Here is an 18110-nt window from a genome sequence, read left to right on the forward strand (position 1 = left end):
TATTAATTGGCGTAACTGCAAACCCAAAGAAAAATATTTGGAATTACAAGAAAAATGGGCTAAAGGAGATTTTAGTTAAAACATAAAAAACCGACACGAAGTCGGTTTATCTATACAAATATGTATTTCCTATTACTTTGTAGCTACGACACTTACAGACAATTCTACATCGTCGCTAATTGCTTTATTTTTAAATGTATCTGTAAACGAAGAAGAACCATATTTCATTCCAAAATCTGTACGATTGATGGTAAACACTTCACTTATAATCATAGCTTTATCACCTTCAACACTTACTTTTGCTGGGAAAGAAATATTTTTCTTTACACCTTTCAATGTTAAATTTCCTTCAATCATTGTTTTCCCTTCTTTTTCACTAACACCAGTTACTGAAAATGCCGCATTTCCATATTTTTCAGCATCAAAGAAATCATCTGATAACAAATGCTTTTTCAAACTTGCATTTCCATTATCATCCGCAGGAATATCTAAAACAGTTAACGAATTAATATCAATTAGAAAATTTCCGCTTTCCAATTTCCCATCTTTCATGGCAAAAGTACCTTTTGATACTTTCATAGTTCCATCATGACTTCCTCCAATTACTTTTGAACCTTTCCAAGTCACAACTGTTTTTTCAGTATCCACTTTATACTTTACTGCTTCTGAAGTAATTTTCTGCTCTGTTTTTGCATCTTCTGCTCTTGTTTCATTCTTCTTTTCTCCACAAGAAACCGCCAAAAAGCTTACAACAATAAAGGCCATCAAGCATCCAAATTTTCTTTTCATAAATTATAATTTTAATATTTAAAAGTCGAATCGTAAAATTATCAAATCCGATGAATTTTCATGACTGAAATGTTAAAAAATATTTTTTGTGACATTTTGACATTTTATCATAAATGGCAGTACTTTTGCCATCTAAAGAGCAAACAATAATATTTTTTGGACATATACCATGAGCAAAAAAAAGGATAATACCGTAGAAAAAGAACAGCCGGAAGTACAAGCAGAAGCTGTACAAGAAGAGGCAAAAACGGCTGAAACAGCTGAAAATACAGTAGAAGAAGTTTCTGCAGAAGAAAAATTACAAGAAGAATTAGCAAAAGAAAAAGACAAATTTTTACGTCTATTTGCTGAATTTGAAAATTATAAGAAAAGAACAAGTAAAGAACGTGTTGAACTGTTCAAAACGGCAGGAAAAGATGTTGTTGTTGCCATGTTGCCAGTCTTAGATGATTTTGACAGAGCTTTGATTGAAATCAACAAAACGGAGGCAGAAGAGCTAAAAAAAGGGGTCGAATTGATTAGTAAGAAACTACGAGAAGCTCTAAAATCAAAAGGTTTAGCAGAGGTACAAGTAGCGGCTGGTGACACTTTTGATGCAGAAGACCATCAAGCAGTTACTCAAATTCCTGCACCATCAGATGACATGAAAGGAAAAATCATTGATGTCGTTGAAAAAGGATATACATTAGGAGACAAAGTGATTCGTTATCCAAAAGTTGTGGTAGGACAATAAAACGTTTTTGAGTTGTCTCAGTACAAAACGACCTTTTAACACAAGTTGAAAAAAGATGAAACAAGATTATTACGAAATATTAGGCATAAGCAAAGGAGCTTCGGCAGCTGAAATTAAAAAAGCTTACCGCAAAAAAGCCATTCAATATCATCCTGACAAAAACCCTGATGATAAAGATGCGGAAGAAATGTTTAAAAAAGCAGCGGAAGCATATGAAGTATTGAGCGACGATAACAAACGTGCACGTTACGATCAATATGGTCATGCGGCATTTGAAAACGGTGGCGGCTTTGGCGGCGGCGGTTTCGGTGGCGGAATGAACATGGATGACATTTTTAGTCAGTTTGGTGATATTTTCGGAGGCGCATTTGGCGGCGGCGGCGGATTCGGAGGTGGATTCGGCGGAGGTGGAAGACAACGACGCGTAAAAGGAAGCAGCCTAAAAATTCGTTTAAAACTTAGCTTAGAAGAAATTGCGAATGGCGTTGAGAAAAAAGTAAAAGTTCGCAGAAAAGTACAAGCGCCAGGTGTAACGTATAAAACCTGTGGTACTTGTAATGGTTCTGGTCAAATGACACGCATCACCAATACGATTTTAGGAAGAATGCAAACGTCTACGACTTGTAGTACCTGTAATGGTTCTGGACAAGTACTTGATAAGCGTCCTGCTGGAGCAGATGGACAAGGAATGAAGTCTGAGGAAGAAACAGTGTCTATCAAAATTCCTGCTGGAGTTGTAGAAGGCATGCAATTAAAAGTTTCTGGAAAAGGAAATGAAGCACCTGGAAATGGAATTTCTGGAGATTTATTAGTTGTCATTGAAGAAAAAGAACACGAATTCTTAAAACGTGAAGGTGATAATTTACATTATGACCTTTATATCAGCTTTTCTGAAGCCGCTTTAGGGAGTTCTAAAGAAATTGATACCGTAACTGGAAAAGTTCGCATTAAAGTAGAATCAGGAGTTCAGTCAGGAAAAATATTACGCTTACGCGGAAAAGGAATTCCAAGTATCAACGGATATGGAAAAGGTGATTTGCTAGTACACATCAACGTTTGGACGCCAAAAACATTGACAAAAGAGCAGAAAAACTTCTTTGAAAAAATGGCAAAAGAGGACAATTTTGTACCAAATCCAGAGAAGAGTGATAAATCATTTTTTGAAAAAGTCAAAGACATGTTTTCGTAATTCTTTTGGTATTACGAAAAAAAAACTATCTTTGATAAGTTACTGGCTGAGACCAGCTAGTAATTTTTTCTTTTTCATAGCAATTTTTTCCCATCCTTGATCACATTAAGGGTGGGTTTTGTTTTATATACGGTTTAGATTTTATAAAAATACCCTTTCATTAAGGACAGTCAAAATCAAAAACTTTCAAACACCACTGAAAAGTGGAATTGCAAAAACATATCAATTTTTATAATTATTTTGTAACAAAATAAACAAGATCGTTACTTACAAAAAAAACTTTTCATGAGTTCAATTCTTCAGGCGAAAGACGTCGTAAAAAAATATGGTGAGTATACCGCATTAAACAAAGTTTCTATTGACGTACCAAAAGGAAGTATCTTCGGACTTCTTGGTCCTAATGGAGCTGGAAAAACATCACTCATCCGAATTATCAATCAAATTACCGCGCCAGATGAAGGTCAAGTACTACTCGATGGCGAAGCACTTCAACAATTTCATATAAAAGATATTGGCTATATGCCAGAGGAACGCGGTTTGTACAAATCAATGAAAGTTGGCGAACAAGCCTTGTATTTAGCACAATTAAAAGGCTTGAGTAAATCGGAAGCAAAAATGCGTTTGAAATATTGGTTTGAAAAATTTGAGATTTCTGATTGGTGGAACAAGAAGATTCAAGAATTATCAAAAGGTATGGCACAAAAAATACAGTTTGTCGTAACCGTTTTGCATCAACCGAAGCTATTAATTTTTGACGAACCGTTTAGTGGATTCGATCCAATTAATGCCAACAGAATCAAAGATGAGATTTTACAACTACGCGATGAAGGCGCTACAGTAATCTTTTCTACACACAGAATGGAATCAGTAGAAGAACTCTGCGATCATATTGCGTTAATTCACAAATCAAATAAAGTATTAGACGGAAAATTAACGGACGTAAAACGCCAATACAAAAGCAATACTTTTCAAGTTGGAATTGGTGCTGAGGACAATCAAAAGCTACGAGCAACTCTTAATCAGAAATTTGAATTGACAGATTCTGATTTTAAATCCATCAATGACGATTTAAAACTTAACATCAAACTCGAAAACAGCGATACTTCTAATGATTTACTTTCGTATTTAACTTCGCAAGGACAAGTCAATCATTTTGTGGAAGTTATTCCTAGTGTTAACGATATATTTATTCAAACCGTAGAAAATAATAATTAGACATGAATCATTTACCGCTAATTATCAAAAGAGAATATTTAACGAAAGTTAAAAACAAATCGTTTATCATAATGACATTCGTAAGTCCTATGATTTTTATTGGACTTATTATGTTGATTGCGTATTTGACACAATTGAACAATAACAAGCAACGCACGATTTCTATTTTAGATGAAACTGGAAAGATTTCGCAAATATTCCTGTCAGAAACCGACAAAAAAGACGAAAACACAAAATATCATTTTCTTCAAGGAATTACGTTAGAAGAAGCTAAAAAGCAAGTACAAGAAGCGGAACAGTATGGATTGTTACACATTCGAAATATGGCTTCTAATGAAGAGGTTGCGAGACAAATAAAATTTTATTCTGAAGATTCACCTTCTCAGAGTTTTATTTCAAAATTAGAAAGCAGACTCAGTGAAAAACTTACCCAAGAAGTATTACTACAAAATAATGTGGACATCAGTTTGGTAAATAAGTCTAAAATGCAAGTCGCCATTGGACAAGAAACATTTTCGGGAGAACAGAGTTCAAAACTCATTAATTATTCCAAACTCGGATTTGGGTTTGCGGCTGGTTATTTGCTCTTTATGTTTATCATCATTTACGGAAATATGATCATGCGTAGTGTCATTGAAGAAAAGACCAATCGTATTATTGAAATCATTATTTCTTCTGTAAAACCAATTCAGTTATTGATGGGAAAAATCATTGGAACATCTTTAGCAGGAATCACACAATTTTTAATGTGGATTGTTTTTGGAGGAACTATTATTGTGATTTTAAGCCTGTTCTTCGGTTTTGATTTTTTTGGTGCGCAAACCGCTCAACAACAAGAATTAATTGCACAAGGAGCTGATATTGACTTTTCAGTACTTATATCATATATAATTAGCAGCTTACCAATAGTGAATCTGATTATAGCATTCTTTATTTTCTTTATTGGAGGGTACTTATTGTACAGTTCTTTATACGCTGCCATTGGAGCTGCGGTAGATAATGAAACGGACACACAACAATTTATGATGCCAATTTTAATGCCATTAATTTTAGCAGTATATGTTGGTGGATTCACAGTGTTAGAAGATCCACATGGAACGGTTGCTACAGTGTTTTCATACATACCGTTTACTTCGCCTGTGGTAATGCTCATGCGAATTCCATTTGGTGTTGGTATAACAGAACAAATCATTTCAATCGTAATTTTGTATATTACCTTCGCTGGAACCGTTTGGTTTGCATCAAAAATTTACCGAGTTGGTATTTTGATGTATGGAAAGAAACCAAGCTACAAGGAAATATTCAAATGGTTGAAATATTAATATCATGGATGGTACATGGGAATTTTTAGACGTTGTTCTATATAAACATGGAGAAATTACCATTACTGTTCAAGTTGTTGTAACACTTGTTATAGTATTAATTGCGACTCATTTTATTCTTAAGTTTGCTCGAATTGGAGTTACCAAAAGATTGGACGAAGATGGTAAAAATCGTTTTAAAACAGTCTTTACCTTTTTAAAATATTTTATCTTTTCCATTGCTATCATCACATCTCTGGATGCCTCAGGGATTCATATTACGGCATTACTAGCCGCTTCTACTGCCTTATTTGTAGGTATTGGACTTGGAATGCAGAAATTGTTTCAGGATATTATTTCTGGAATTTTCATTCTGGTTGATAAAACTGTGATGGTGAATGATGTCATTGAAATTGACAAAAAGGTTGGAAAAATTACCCAAGTAGGACTGCGAACGACCAAAGCTATTACACATGATGAAAAAATTCTTGTCATCCCTAATCACAAGTTTTTAAATGAAATACTACACAATTGGACTCAAAATGATGAACGAACTAGAGAATCTATTAGTGTCGGAGTCGCGTATGGTACGGATGTTGATTTAGTAAAAGCGTTACTTTTGGGTATCGCAATGCAAGATCCTGCTATTTTGAATGATCCGAAACCGCAAATCTTTTTTGAAGATTTTGGTGACAGTTCTTTAAAATTCAAGTTGTATTTTTATGTTGGTGATAGCTTTCATTTGCCACAAGTACAGAGTAGATTGCGATACAAAGTGTACAACACATTTAATGAAAATAATATAAGCATCCCATTTCCGCAGCGAGATGTTCATGTTTATAATTCTAAAATAGAATAATATGCCTAAAATATTAGTAATAGAAGACGAATCTGCCATCCGTAGAGTATTGGTAAAAATATTATCAGAAGAAAACGATACCTATGAAGTGTCACAAGCTGAAGACGGATTGGCTGGAATTGAAATGGTAAAGAAAGAAGATTATGATTTGGTTCTTTGTGATATAAAAATGCCTAAAATGGATGGTGTGGAAGTATTGGAAGCTGCCAAAAAGATTAAGCCTGAAACTCCTTTTGTCATGATTTCTGGTCATGGTGATTTAGATACTGCCGTAAATACAATGCGTATTGGTGCGTTTGACTATATTTCAAAACCGCCAGATTTAAATCGTTTGCTAAATACAGTTCGTAATGCACTAGATAAAAAAGAATTGGTTGTTGAAAACAAGCGATTAAAAAAGAAAGTGAGCAAAAACTATGAAATGATTGGTACTTCTGATGCTATTCAGCAGATTAAAGATATCATTGAAAAAGTTGCGCCAACTGATGCACGTGTTTTAATTACAGGACCAAACGGAACAGGAAAAGAATTGGTATCACATTGGTTACACCAAAAAAGTGATCGTAGCAAAGGCCCAATGATTGAAGTAAACTGTGCAGCGATTCCTAGTGAATTGATTGAAAGTGAATTATTCGGTCATGTAAAAGGAGCGTTTACTAGTGCAAACAAAGATAGAGCTGGAAAATTTGAAGCTGCCAATGGCGGAACTATTTTCTTAGATGAAATTGGCGACATGAGTTTGTCTGCTCAAGCAAAAGTATTGCGTGCTTTACAAGAAAGCCGTGTACAACGTGTGGGAAGCGACAAAGATATTAAAGTAAATGTTCGTGTGATTGCGGCAACGAATAAGGATTTGAAGAAAGAAATTGCAGACGGAAAGTTCCGTGAAGATTTATATCACAGATTGGCCGTAATTTTAATCAAAGTTCCTGCGTTAAACGATCGTAGAGATGACATTCCATCATTGATTAATCATTTTGCAAGTAAGATTGCTAACGAGCAAGGAAACGCGCCTAAGAAGTTCTCTGACAACGCCGTAAAGTTACTACAAGAATATGATTGGACAGGAAATATTAGGGAATTGCGAAATGTTATTGAACGTTTAATCATTCTCGGAGGAAACGAAGTCACAGAAGAAGATGTGAAATTATTTGCTTCGAAATAAAAACAACAACAAAAATCAGCTTTTTAAAGCTGATTTTTTTTTGTTCTTATAAAAGAATCTGATACGCATAGAAGAATACTTGTCGTAAAAATGATTGTAATCATGAATGGCATAATCTGGATTAAAAATACTACATGAGCAACTTGTATCGCGAATTGCTTATGCTCGCCTACTTGTCAAAATCTTGTAGGTTTTCTTCTGGTTCATTTTCTTTTGTTATCTTCAGTTCATAACGCAACAAAATGATACTCAAATACGTTAGCCGTTAATCTGAAAACAAATAACTAACTAAACAATAGGAAAATGAATAAAAACACAGACTTAGGATTATTAATACTTCGTATTGCAATTGGGGCTTTAATGTTATTACACGGGATTGCCAAATTGAAAGGAGTATCATTTATAGAAGGAATGTTAGAAAGCAAAGGACTACCCGCTTTTCTAGCATATGGTGTTTATGTTACAGAAATTGTTGCCCCATTACTAATCGTTATTGGATTCAGGATACGTTTGGCGGCTGCAGTTTTTGCTTTTGGTGCATTATTTGCTTTGTTCCTTGTACATTCAAGTGATATTTTCACGTTGAATCAACATGGTGGATGGGGAGTTGAACTATTAGGATTATACTTATTTGGTGCCGTTGCTTTATTCTTTACAGGTGGTGGCAAAATCGCGGTTTCTTCCTCTAACAAATGGGATTAAAACTACTGCCAATAACATTTTTAATTTATTGTTGGGGCTCTTTTATTCACTAAAATCCCTGTAGACTTTATATTCGGCTTGTATTTGATTAATTTCTAACTAATCATATACAAGCCGTAGACTTAAGAAACAGATTATCACGTCGCTAAACTTCTTGCAAAAACATGTTCAACATGTCTAACATCTAACAGCGAAAGCGGTCTAAAATTCTAAACCCAAGGTTTCCAAAGTCGAACTTTTTAATTGAGGATTTACAGAAAATTAGCCTGTTTAAAGAAGAGCATGTGGCATTATTAACTGCTTGTTAAAACTACCAATAATGCAACAAGATTACTTAACAACAGTAGATCAAAAATGGAAAGCTTATATATTGATTCAAAAAGAATTTGATTTATGTGAATGATTCATAATCGATAATTCGATAATCATCGATGTCTTTTGTTGTATTGTCAATTTTTCCCTTATAGATTTGATGCAGTTACTAATTTTAAAATTTAATAATTATGAAAAAAAAGAATCTTAAAAGCTTAAAGCTGAACAAAACATCAATTTCTAGTCTTGAAGTACAAAATTCAATTTATGGAGGTTTTAAAACAGAGTCTTGCATACCTTTAGGAATATGTTGTCCAACACACGATGCAAATTGTCCAAATCCTTCTGCTGATGGAACATGTGGCGGCGGAGGCACAACAGCTACACAAGTAACATGTCCACAAACCATATCTTGTCCTGGAAATGGAATTTGTTAATCCTTCCAAAATGAGTTAAAAAATTAAAGCCTGTTATTTATTCAAATAGCAGGCTTTATTTTTTATGATACTAAGATGATTAGATTCCATCTATAGGATCTATACCACAAGTAATAACCGAATTACCTCCTTGCTCACGCGTTTGTTGCGTAGTCGTTTGATGTGATACGGTAGTACAACTAGTCTCATTAGTATTACAATTCGTATCATTAGTATTACAATCATCTGAAGTGAGGGTAGTGTTACAGGTATGGTAAGCTGTAGGCGTAGTGTCAGAATCGGTAATAGTTCCTCCTTTTATTCTGTGAAGGGTAGTATAGTTGATCTTTGCAATCTTACTCTTTTGTAAACTTAATTTTCGTTGTTTCTTCATGCAATAGGGTTTTAAATGTTAAGTTAGTAAAGTACCTCCAGAATTGGTTATTACAAAAAAATACAATCGATAATTATCGAATTATCGATTGTACTTAAGAAATCATGCTTGTTTTTTATTGATACTCGTAATGTAATACGAAGGATAAATTCCTGTATTTTTCACAAAGGCTCTTGAGAAAGTATCAGACGACTTAAACCCTGATTCTTCTGCGATTGATTTAATATCATAGGATCTAAACACTTTATCATCTTTTAATCTTTGTAATGCATAATTGATTCGGAGTCCTCGTATGTAATCTACAAATTTTTGTTGTTTGTGAGAATGGATCACTTTTGACAAATAAGCCTTATTAGTTTTTACTTGTTTAGCGACGAAGGACAAATCACAACTCTTATCTAAGAACAACTTGTTTTCTTCAAACCTCTCTAATTCTTCTATGATTTGAGCTAATTTTTCATTGTCTATCGTAATACCTTTAGAAGTATTTGACTTTGAGGCTACTTCTGTTTTCTTGCTTTCTAATTGCTGCATTAACTTCTCAAAAGCCAATTTATTTTTTCGCTGTTGTTTTTTGTAAAACAAGAAAAATATAGTGAACGATGTAATGAGTATGAAAATGATAACAATAGCTTTTGTATATCTATTTTTGTCTTTTTTAGAAGTATTTGTTAGTGTTTCTATTTCTGAATTTAAAAGAGCTATATCATACTTCTTGTGAATTTCTTGTCGAACAGTTTCATTAATATGTTCGTTTATACGATCGTTTTCAATGTATAAGTTTTGATACTTTAAGATATTTACGGAATCTTGATGTTCTTTATAAATTTGTGCCAAAGTATAATACGTGCCTTGTAAGGTTGGATAATTAATATTATTCTTTTTTGAGATAGAATCTATTTTTTTTAGATGTGTAATTGCAATATCTGTTTGATTCAATTTTCTATGACTAAGTCCTTTATAATAATATGCAGAGGTTAATAAACTAGGATGGTTTAACTTTTTGATTTTTTCGATAGCTGTCCTTAATTTTTCTATAGCTTCATCAAATAGTCCTTTTTCATAACGAATCATTCCTTCTCCATTTATAAAATAGACATTCCCAATTATATCATTGTCTTTTAAGGTTTCGTGATATCCGAGAAGATTATAAATAGATGCAGAATCTAATAATTGTTGCTTTTTTGAATCGGTCTTAGCTTTGTCGGCTTTACGAATGTATACATTACTAAGTGTCATTAATGTATTTGTGTAAAAATACAAACCGAATTCTTTGTCTCTAATCTCTTTAGAAACGTCTTTGGAATCATGATAATTCTTTAATAAAATTTGCAAAGCTTCATCCTGATTTCCCAACTCACTTTTGATTAATGCTATATTATGGGAAATATCACTCATCATTCGCTTGTGTGATATTTTTTGATAGTATTTGAGAGCTTCTACATATGCCTTAACAGCATTTTCATAATCTCCATTATGGTATCCTATTCTACCATTCATAAAAAAGCCTTGCGCTGTTAAATCCTCATTGTTAATAGATTTAGATAGCGCAATTGCATTTTCAATATAACTTTTAGCTGCAGTATAATTTCCTTGACGATTTTCTAATGACGCTAATAATATACTTGTCTCTGAAAGATGATAACTATTGTTGACTTTTGTTGCATTTGAAAGCATTTTGTCTAAATAAATACGAGCAGAAATCGTATCCTCAGATGTAAGATTATGATATAATGATTTGAGTTTTTTATGTGAATATCCTGTCAAAGAATCTCCTTCTTGAGAAAAACTTGTTAGTGAGCATACCAAAAAGCAATACAAGAGAAATTTGGATGAAAATTTAGAGAAGGGATGTATAAACATATATTTTGTCGATAATTTTTAAGTATTGGTGCCAGATTAATTGATTAAACCGCAATGGCCAAATTATTTTTGCAATACAGTACTGAATCTCACAAATCTACTGAATTATTAATCAACCAAATTTTTAGACTATTTTAAAACTAGAAAAGGTTCAAGCATGATAATACATTAAGTGAATTCGACACGATTATTTACAATATGTTTTCTAGTAAATGAAATCTGCAAAACATCTTTTGAGAAATCGAGCTTTGATTCTTACATAGATAAATCAATATATTTTTTTGTCATAGAAATATACTCGTTTGTTAAAATCTGTTCGAATATAGTCATAAAAAAACGGTTTTCGAAAACCGAAAACCGTTGTGAATAGTGGCTTGATTCGTTGTGAAAGCAAAGCACATCTTACATTACTTCAACACTGAAAATTCAATTTTTGAATCGTTGAAAACGGTATGTGTTTGATTTTTAAAATCTTCTTCCTTTGCTTTATAAATATTAGGTACAAACGTTTGCGGATTTAAGTCGATGAGCGGAAACCACGTGCTTTGTACTTGAATTTGTACTTTATGACCTTTTTTAAAGGTGTGATATACATCTTGCAACTTGATATTTACAGCCGTTTTTTGATTAGGCACAAATGGTTCAGGATGTTCAAAACTGTTACGGAACCGTCCACGCATCACTTCACTACGTACCATTAAATGATAGTTGCTCATGGCTAAATGATCTTGCATGCCTTCTTCTTGCTCTTTAGCATCATGTGGATGTACGTCTACTACTTTTACTATCCAATCGGCATCAGTTCCTGTGGTAGCGACTTGTAACTTTGCCATAATGTCTCCTGACAGGGTAAAATCTTCTTCCAAAACTTCTGTTTCAAAAATCAATACGTCTGGGCGACGTGCTGCAAATCGTTGATCATCGGTCATATATTTTCGTGGTGTAAACACTGTTTTGATATCTTCTGAATATGGTACAGGACGTTTCAAATCACTCACAAATACTTCTTCCGAATTTCCTTTTTGGCTTCCCGATAATTCTTGATCAGCATTCAAATACATATCTTGCTTCACAACATTTGCTGGCGGCCAACTGTTATAACTACTCCAAGCTTTCTTTCCTGTGTCAAACACATAGGCTTCTGGCAATCCTGAATTTTTACTTCCGTCACCTTTTAAGAAATGATTGAAAAATTTTGTTTCAATATCACGTTGAAAGTTCAAAGAAATTGAATCTCCAAAGTAATAGTTCCCTACAAAGTTTTTGACATTACTACTCGCCCATCTTCCATGATCCCATGGTCCAAAAACCATCGTATTGTAATTGTTTGGATTGTATTTTTCAATCGTTTTATACGTCTCAAATGGTCCATATAAATCTTCAGCATCAAAAAATCCACCAACAATCATGGTCGCTACAGACGATTTTATGTTTTTTAAATTCTGAATTAATCCTTTTGGCTTCCATACACTATCATAATTTGGGTGATCAATGATTTCTTTCCAAAAAACATCATCTACTTGATCTGATTTTGACACAATTACATTGTCTAATTTTTCATATTCAAAATAGCTATTCAAATTACTCAATGGTCCTGCATCTAAAAAGAACTGATATTGATCTTTTGTTCCCAAATCCGGTAATTTGTACCAAGCAGAATCTTTCGGAACATCTTTCATCGTTCCAAATAAAGAAACGGCTCTAAAATAGCTTAATAAAAAGGCGCCATTATGATGGAAGTCATCAAAAAAGAAATCACCAATACACGCTTGCGGTGAAGCTGCTTTTAACGCTGGATGCGCGTCAATTGTAGAATAAGTTGAGTAATAACCAGGATATGAAATTCCCCAGGTTCCTACTCTACCATTATTATTTTCAACATTTTTTACTAGCCAATCAATCGTATCATAAGTATCTGATGACTCGTCAACTTGCGTGTTATTTGTTTTGTTTGGAATGTACGCACGCATGTTGTCATATATACCTTCACTCATCCAACGTCCACGAACATCTTGGTATACTATGATGTTTCCTTCTTTCATCAAATGTGTATTTGGTCCAATTTTTTTGCGGAATTTATCTTCTCCATACGGTCTGCAACTATACGGTGTACGCATCATTAAAATTGGATATTTTTGACTTTTATCTTTTGGAGAATAGATAGTTGTGTGAAGCTTAATTCCGTCACGCATTTCTATCGTAACTTCTTGTTTGTCGTAGTTATCTTGCACATACGTGTCATCTACTTTTGCTGTGTCTTTATTTTTGGTAGAAGTTTTAGTACAAGCGGTCAGCAAAAACGCAAATACTAGAGTAATTTTAAAAAAGGTTTTCATCTGTAATCTTTTACTTTTTAAGTTTTGTCAGATGGAATTCACTAACAATAATTTGAGTTTTTATCAAAATATTAGCAAGTTCATTTCATTTGGTTGTAGTTCGTATTTTTTAATGTTTAAATTTACAAATTATTAATCGCTATTTGATCACAATGAAAAGAATCCTAGTTATTTTAACGTTTACACTATGTATTGTTAGTTGTGAAACGAAAGGAAGACAAGAAACGAAGAATAACACTACAAAAACAGAGATGGAAACTGCGCCAAAGAAGCAATTTCCTAAACTTGAACCCAATCGTTATAATGTTGGATTTTTAATTATGGATGGCGTGTATAATACAGAATTAACGGCTCCTTTTGATATTTTTCAGCATACTATTTTCCGTGAGAATATTAAAGCGATGAATGTCTTTACAGTAGCAAATACTGATGCACCTGTAAGAACATTTGAAGGCATGCGAATTTTACCAGATTTTAATTATTTAAAAGATGAAATGCCTAAGATTGATATTCTGGTTGTACCAAGTGCCGAACATCATTTAGATACTGATTTAGAGGACGAAAAGATGATTGCATTTGTACAGAAAGTTGATAAAGAAGCAACATTTATAACTTCGCATTGTGATGGTGCTTTTGTATTAGCGAAAGCTGGATTGTTGGATAATGTAGCATCTACCACGTTTCCAAGTGATATTCTAAAAATGCGCGAAATGTTTCCAAAGCTAGATATTAGAGATAATACCTTATTTGTACATGACGGAAAGTATATTACCTCAGCTGGTGGCGCAAAATCTTTTGAAGCTGCTTTGTACTTGTGTGAACATTTGTATGGAAAGAAGATAGCAGAAAGTCTTGCTGGCGGTTTGGTGATCGATTGGACTTTGGATGGTTATCCGCATACGATTGTGGAGTAATTTGGGTCTTAGGTCTTAGGTCTTGGGTTTAGATGTTAAGAGTTTTTCTGTTATAATTCAATCATTATTAATATGCTTTAAATTCAGGAATCCAAGGATGTTCTTCAAATTGGTTTTCGCTCATTTTGGTTAAATCAATTCTTGGATTGAGCATGTGTTGTGCTGGCATTCCATTAAACTCAACCATCAAATCTGCTTTTATTATTGGATTTATCAAACCGCGTTCTAAATAGAGTTTTTTACTGATATACTTTGCCAATTGCACAAACGTATAAGGATCTTCTGGCATATGTATAAATTGATTTTTGGTTACAAAGGTTTTTCCATCCAAATTGTATTTTTGAGAAGTAGCACGATCTATCAACGACATATTGAATTGTGTTACATTTCTAGACTGCATTTTCATTCGCCAAGAAAATCGTTGTCCTATACTTGTCCACTCTGGATTATCTGTCAAAAAATGATGTCGCAATGGAAATAAGAGATGAAATAGGACAAAAACAAAAAGACAACTTAGTGTTAATGTTCTATATTTTGACTTCTTCCCTTCTCCCTCAGAAGTTTCAGTTGTTTTTAGACCAAAAATAGAATCTACATAGTTTCCAACTTTTTTGCTATCAAAGAATAAAATGGTAGCACAAATCATGAAGAAAGGAAAGATTCCAATATCATTAAATAAGATTGAATTATTCGTATAGCTAAATAATACCACAAGTATGACACCTAACCAACGTGTTTTTTTAGCGAGTAAAATAAACGCAATACTCAAGTCAAAAATGAGTCCGCCATATTTTATCAAAACAATCAGCATTTCTTTTGGAAATAAGTTAGTTAATACACTGCTTTGCGCTTGATCAATCGTGTAACTCACTAAGTTACTGTCCAACCAATTGGGTGATAGTTTTGAAATTCCTCCAAAAAAATATACTATCAAAATTAAAAAAATAAGAATATTTTGATGCCAAGCTGGAACTAAATGTGACAGTGATTTTTTTGAAAATTTAGCTCGCAAACTATACTTTTTATCTGCGTCAATAAAGATCATCACAAAAGCAAATAACGCAATCAGATAGATATGATTGTTGTACAATGTTTTATCTACAAAAGAGAAATAAAAGAAGCCTACAAAGAAGAATATCATGGCATATCTATACAAAAACCCAAGTGTAATTAATATTGCTGAAATCAATAAACCAGCGTGAATTACTTTTAAAATGCCTAAAGAGAATGGTTCTAAAAATTCTAAACCTTGATATGGAAATAGAACCTCTGGTCCGTATATAAACTGGAATGTGTAGTCTATCTCGTAATAATAAATCATTTGATAGGTCATGAACAATCCAAAGAAAATTCTAAAAATAGCAACTTTAGAAACATCTATTGACTTGAATACTAGTTTGTGTACGTACTTCATAATTGGTTTTGGTTGGTACACACCTAAAATACAATTTTCCGATATAGCTTTCTTAGAATCTAAAAGATTTTCTTGATATTAATAAAAAAACTCATGAGAATACATGATGAATTTAAGCAACTTACAATTATTTTAAGATATAAAACTACACTAATTACAAACTTTACACTGTGCTTTTTCTTTGATTTCTCCCACAAGAAAACCCTGATCATTTAACTTGTAATCACAGCAATCCATATATCCTTGTACAATAAGTTTTCGTCCGCGTTGAATTTGCGATTTTACTGTTGATAGTGGAAGATTGAGTTTCTCTGCAATTTCTGCTTGTTTGAGACCTTTAATATCTGACAAGAATAATGGATCTCTATATTTTTTAGGGAGATTTTTAATAATACCAGGTAAGCAATCTTTTTCAGAATGTTTATATTCTTCTATTGCAACAATGGTTTCCTCTTTTTCTAACGGAACTTCTTTGTTTGATTTTCGTAAATAATCCAATACTGTATTTCTACAGACGCTTAGTAACCAAGGTTTTATTTTACTTTCGTCAGCTACTGTTTCTAATTTTGAGTGTATTTTTAAAAATACTTCTTGCACTAAATCATCGGTAATTTGGACGTCTTTCACCTTACTCATGATGAAGCGTTTTATATCATTTGCGTAATGTTCCCAAACTTCTGTAGTTGTCATTTATTCTTTTTTCTAATCGAAAAGATTGTCTAAGAAAGATACGAAGTTTTTCCAAGACAATCTTACCATTTTATTAGCAATTACAATTTACACAGTTACAGTTTTCACAAGTACATTGATTGCATTCTCCTTTTTTGCAGCTTGCGCAGTTGCACGTACAGTTTGTATGATTTTCCATTATATGTAATTTAAATTCACACAGTAGACGTAAAGTGTTTAAAAAAGATGCATTTTTTTTATTAATTTTTTGTCCTTTTTTAAACGAATTGCTTTTCTATACCGTTTTAATTCTTCTTTTACTTTAGGAGTCAACAAATACAACCCAATCATATTAGGAACCATCATAGAAAAAACCATCGCATCTGCAAAATCGACTGCTGCTTGTAGACTTGCGGCAGCGCCAATGATGACAAATATGCAAAAGATCGTTTTATATAAATTCGTTTTTTTTGCTTCTTCCAAATAAATATGACCATGCCTGATGCCCATAATACGACCAAGAAATCATCGAAGAAAACGCAAATAATATCACCGCTACGGTTAATACATCCGGAAACCACAATATGCCACTTTCTAGCGCATTTGAGGTCAAGATAGCTCCTTGTTCATAGGAAACTTCTGTTCCAACAGTAATTTGTCCCGTAATGATTAACACCAGTGCTGTCATGGTACAAACTACTACCGTATCAATAAAGGGCTCTAATAATGCTAACTAGCCTTCACTCGCAGCATAATTTGTTTTTACAGCTGAATGCGCAATGGACGATGAACCAATTCCTGCTTCGTTAGAAAAAGCTGCACGTTTAAAACCCTGTATTAATACACCGAGAAATCGCCTGCAACTCCTTCATAGCTGAATGCTCCATTGAAAATTTCACCAAATGCAGCTGGAATACTTTGGTAATTGATTCCAAAAATAATTAGAATGGCAATTACGTATGTAGCAACAATTAAAGGCAACACTTTGTCTGTAACGTTTGCTATTTTTTTGATGCCCCAATAATGACAATTCCATCAAACGTTGCCATGATGATTCCAAATAACCAACCTTTTCCATAAAAGATACTTTCGCTTCCTCCAGTTACATATTGAAAGAGTTGAAAAGCTTGATTGACTTGAAACATATTTCCGCCTCCAAATGATCCATCAATACACATAATGGCAAATACAACTGCTAATATTTTCCCCAAACGTTTGAATCCTTTTTCTTGTAATCCTTTGCGTAACTAATACATCGGACCGCCATATACAACGCCATTTTCGTCCACCTCACGGTATTTAACACCAAGCGTACATTCTACAAATTTGGAAGCCATTCCTAAGAATCCAACTAAAATCATCCAGAAAGTTGCGCCTGGACCACCGATGGAAAGCGCAATAGCAACTCAAGCAATATTTCCGAGTCCGACTGTTGCGGACAAGGCTGCTGTGAGTGCTTGTAAGTGTGATACTTCTCCTTGTTTTTCGGAAGAAACTGCTGTTGAAACCTCAGCTTTATGATCATTTTCTAATTCGTCATAATCACCCTTGACTACTTTTATTGCGGTGAAGAATCCGCGGATGTTGATGAGTTTAAAATAGATAGTAAAATAGCTTGCTCCTAAAATAAGTACAATTAATACTCAAGGAATTCCGACTTCTCCTATGATCGGAATTTCTGCAAACATAACATCGGTAAACCAACTTGTGGCATTTTTGAAATTTTCATTGATTCGTGCATCTAATGTGCTTGATGTTTCTTGAGCTAGTCCAAAAACAGGCACTAATACACTAAGAAAAAAGAATTGTATTGATTTCATCTGTTTGTTTTTTTTGATT

Annotated in this window: 15 protein-coding genes and 1 pseudogene; 9 read left to right on the forward strand and 7 right to left on the reverse strand. The window is 33.4% G+C overall.

What is annotated here, in order from left to right; genetic code table 11:
• Positions 1-132: 132 nt before the first annotated feature.
• A complete protein-coding gene (locus tag MK119_RS11230) occupies positions 133-789 on the reverse strand; it encodes a YceI family protein (RefSeq protein ID WP_290678488.1) in 657 nt (218 codons plus the stop codon).
• Positions 790-958: 169 nt separating this feature from the next.
• Here MK119_RS11230 and MK119_RS11235 point away from each other — a divergent pair, with 169 nt between their 5' ends.
• The 8 genes from MK119_RS11235 (at position 959) to MK119_RS11270 (ending at position 8702) form a co-directional block, all read left to right on the forward strand.
• Entirely contained in the window at positions 959-1522 is a 564-nt protein-coding gene (locus tag MK119_RS11235; RefSeq protein ID WP_290678491.1) for a nucleotide exchange factor GrpE, read from the forward strand.
• 55 nt (positions 1523-1577) lie between these two features.
• Complete coding sequence (gene dnaJ, locus MK119_RS11240; RefSeq protein WP_290678495.1) at positions 1578-2711, forward strand: molecular chaperone DnaJ; 1134 nt, start codon at positions 1578-1580, stop codon at positions 2709-2711.
• Between the two features lie 285 nt (positions 2712-2996).
• Entirely contained in the window at positions 2997-3926 is a 930-nt protein-coding gene (locus tag MK119_RS11245) for an ABC transporter ATP-binding protein (protein ID WP_290678497.1), read from the forward strand.
• A 2-nt stretch (positions 3927-3928) separates the two neighbouring features.
• Positions 3929-5248: an ABC transporter permease gene (locus MK119_RS11250; RefSeq protein WP_290678500.1), complete on the forward strand. Its 1320-nt coding sequence runs from the start codon at positions 3929-3931 to the stop codon at positions 5246-5248.
• A gap of 4 nt (positions 5249-5252) precedes the next feature.
• Positions 5253-6086: a mechanosensitive ion channel domain-containing protein gene (locus MK119_RS11255; protein WP_290678502.1), complete on the forward strand. Its 834-nt coding sequence runs from the start codon at positions 5253-5255 to the stop codon at positions 6084-6086.
• A gap of 1 nt (position 6087) precedes the next feature.
• Positions 6088-7251 carry a sigma-54 dependent transcriptional regulator gene (locus MK119_RS11260; protein WP_290678505.1) on the forward strand — a complete coding sequence of 388 codons (1164 nt, stop codon included), beginning with the start codon at positions 6088-6090 and terminating at the stop codon, positions 7249-7251.
• A 303-nt stretch (positions 7252-7554) separates the two neighbouring features.
• Positions 7555-7953, forward strand: coding sequence for a DoxX family protein (locus MK119_RS11265; protein ID WP_290678508.1), 399 nt, complete (start codon positions 7555-7557; stop codon positions 7951-7953).
• Between the two features lie 503 nt (positions 7954-8456).
• A complete protein-coding gene (locus tag MK119_RS11270; protein ID WP_290678511.1) occupies positions 8457-8702 on the forward strand; it encodes a hypothetical protein in 246 nt (81 codons plus the stop codon).
• Between the two features lie 79 nt (positions 8703-8781).
• Here the strand turns inward: MK119_RS11270 and MK119_RS11275 are convergent, their stop codons facing one another.
• From MK119_RS11275 to MK119_RS11285, 3 genes are all read right to left on the reverse strand, one after another.
• The gene (locus tag MK119_RS11275) at positions 8782-9075 is read right to left on the reverse strand and encodes a class I lanthipeptide (protein WP_290678514.1); all 294 of its coding nucleotides are present in this window, start codon (positions 9073-9075) and stop codon (positions 8782-8784) included.
• A 102-nt stretch (positions 9076-9177) separates the two neighbouring features.
• A complete protein-coding gene (locus tag MK119_RS11280) occupies positions 9178-10842 on the reverse strand; it encodes an AraC family transcriptional regulator (RefSeq protein WP_290678517.1) in 1665 nt (554 codons plus the stop codon).
• Between the two features lie 503 nt (positions 10843-11345).
• Positions 11346-13274, reverse strand: coding sequence for a CocE/NonD family hydrolase (locus MK119_RS11285; RefSeq protein WP_290678520.1), 1929 nt, complete (start codon positions 13272-13274; stop codon positions 11346-11348).
• Positions 13275-13525: 251 nt separating this feature from the next.
• Here MK119_RS11285 and MK119_RS11290 point away from each other — a divergent pair, with 251 nt between their 5' ends.
• The gene (locus MK119_RS11290) at positions 13526-14188 is read left to right on the forward strand and encodes a DJ-1/PfpI family protein (protein WP_290678687.1); all 663 of its coding nucleotides are present in this window, start codon (positions 13526-13528) and stop codon (positions 14186-14188) included.
• Between the two features lie 67 nt (positions 14189-14255).
• Here the strand turns inward: MK119_RS11290 and MK119_RS11295 are convergent, their stop codons facing one another.
• The 3 genes and pseudogenes from MK119_RS11295 to MK119_RS11305 form a co-directional block, all read right to left on the reverse strand.
• Positions 14256-15602 carry an HTTM domain-containing protein gene (locus tag MK119_RS11295; protein ID WP_290678522.1) on the reverse strand — a complete coding sequence of 449 codons (1347 nt, stop codon included), beginning with the start codon at positions 15600-15602 and terminating at the stop codon, positions 14256-14258.
• A 150-nt stretch (positions 15603-15752) separates the two neighbouring features.
• Positions 15753-16292 (reverse strand): sigma-70 family RNA polymerase sigma factor, encoded by a 540-nt coding sequence (locus MK119_RS11300; protein ID WP_290678524.1) that lies wholly within the window; start codon positions 16290-16292, stop codon positions 15753-15755.
• A 216-nt stretch (positions 16293-16508) separates the two neighbouring features.
• Positions 16509-18091, reverse strand: a pseudogene (locus MK119_RS11305) (alanine/glycine:cation symporter family protein).
• Positions 18092-18110 lie beyond the last annotated feature (19 nt).

It is taken from the genome of Kordia sp. (assembly GCF_022447245.1).
Classification (GTDB): Bacteria; Bacteroidota; Bacteroidia; order Flavobacteriales; family Flavobacteriaceae; genus Kordia.

What these genes read in the sequence shown, in the direction of transcription:
- MK119_RS11230 (WP_290678488.1), bottom strand. Translation starts at nt 789, where the DNA reads ATGAAAAGAAAATTTGGATGCTTGATGGCCTTTATTGTTGTAAGCTTT.
- MK119_RS11235 (WP_290678491.1), top strand. Translation starts at nt 959, where the DNA reads ATGAGCAAAAAAAAGGATAATACCGTAGAAAAAGAACAGCCGGAAGTA.
- dnaJ (WP_290678495.1), top strand. Translation starts at nt 1,578, where the DNA reads ATGAAACAAGATTATTACGAAATATTAGGCATAAGCAAAGGAGCTTCG.
- MK119_RS11245 (WP_290678497.1), top strand. Translation starts at nt 2,997, where the DNA reads ATGAGTTCAATTCTTCAGGCGAAAGACGTCGTAAAAAAATATGGTGAG.
- MK119_RS11250 (WP_290678500.1), top strand. Translation starts at nt 3,929, where the DNA reads ATGAATCATTTACCGCTAATTATCAAAAGAGAATATTTAACGAAAGTT.
- MK119_RS11255 (WP_290678502.1), top strand. Translation starts at nt 5,253, where the DNA reads ATGGATGGTACATGGGAATTTTTAGACGTTGTTCTATATAAACATGGA.
- MK119_RS11260 (WP_290678505.1), top strand. Translation starts at nt 6,088, where the DNA reads ATGCCTAAAATATTAGTAATAGAAGACGAATCTGCCATCCGTAGAGTA.
- MK119_RS11265 (WP_290678508.1), top strand. Translation starts at nt 7,555, where the DNA reads ATGAATAAAAACACAGACTTAGGATTATTAATACTTCGTATTGCAATT.
- MK119_RS11270 (WP_290678511.1), top strand. Translation starts at nt 8,457, where the DNA reads ATGAAAAAAAAGAATCTTAAAAGCTTAAAGCTGAACAAAACATCAATT.
- MK119_RS11275 (WP_290678514.1), bottom strand. Translation starts at nt 9,075, where the DNA reads ATGAAGAAACAACGAAAATTAAGTTTACAAAAGAGTAAGATTGCAAAG.
- MK119_RS11285 (WP_290678520.1), bottom strand. Translation starts at nt 13,274, where the DNA reads ATGAAAACCTTTTTTAAAATTACTCTAGTATTTGCGTTTTTGCTGACC.
- MK119_RS11290 (WP_290678687.1), top strand. Translation starts at nt 13,526, where the DNA reads ATGGAAACTGCGCCAAAGAAGCAATTTCCTAAACTTGAACCCAATCGT.
- MK119_RS11295 (WP_290678522.1), bottom strand. Translation starts at nt 15,602, where the DNA reads ATGAAGTACGTACACAAACTAGTATTCAAGTCAATAGATGTTTCTAAA.
- MK119_RS11300 (WP_290678524.1), bottom strand. Translation starts at nt 16,292, where the DNA reads ATGACAACTACAGAAGTTTGGGAACATTACGCAAATGATATAAAACGC.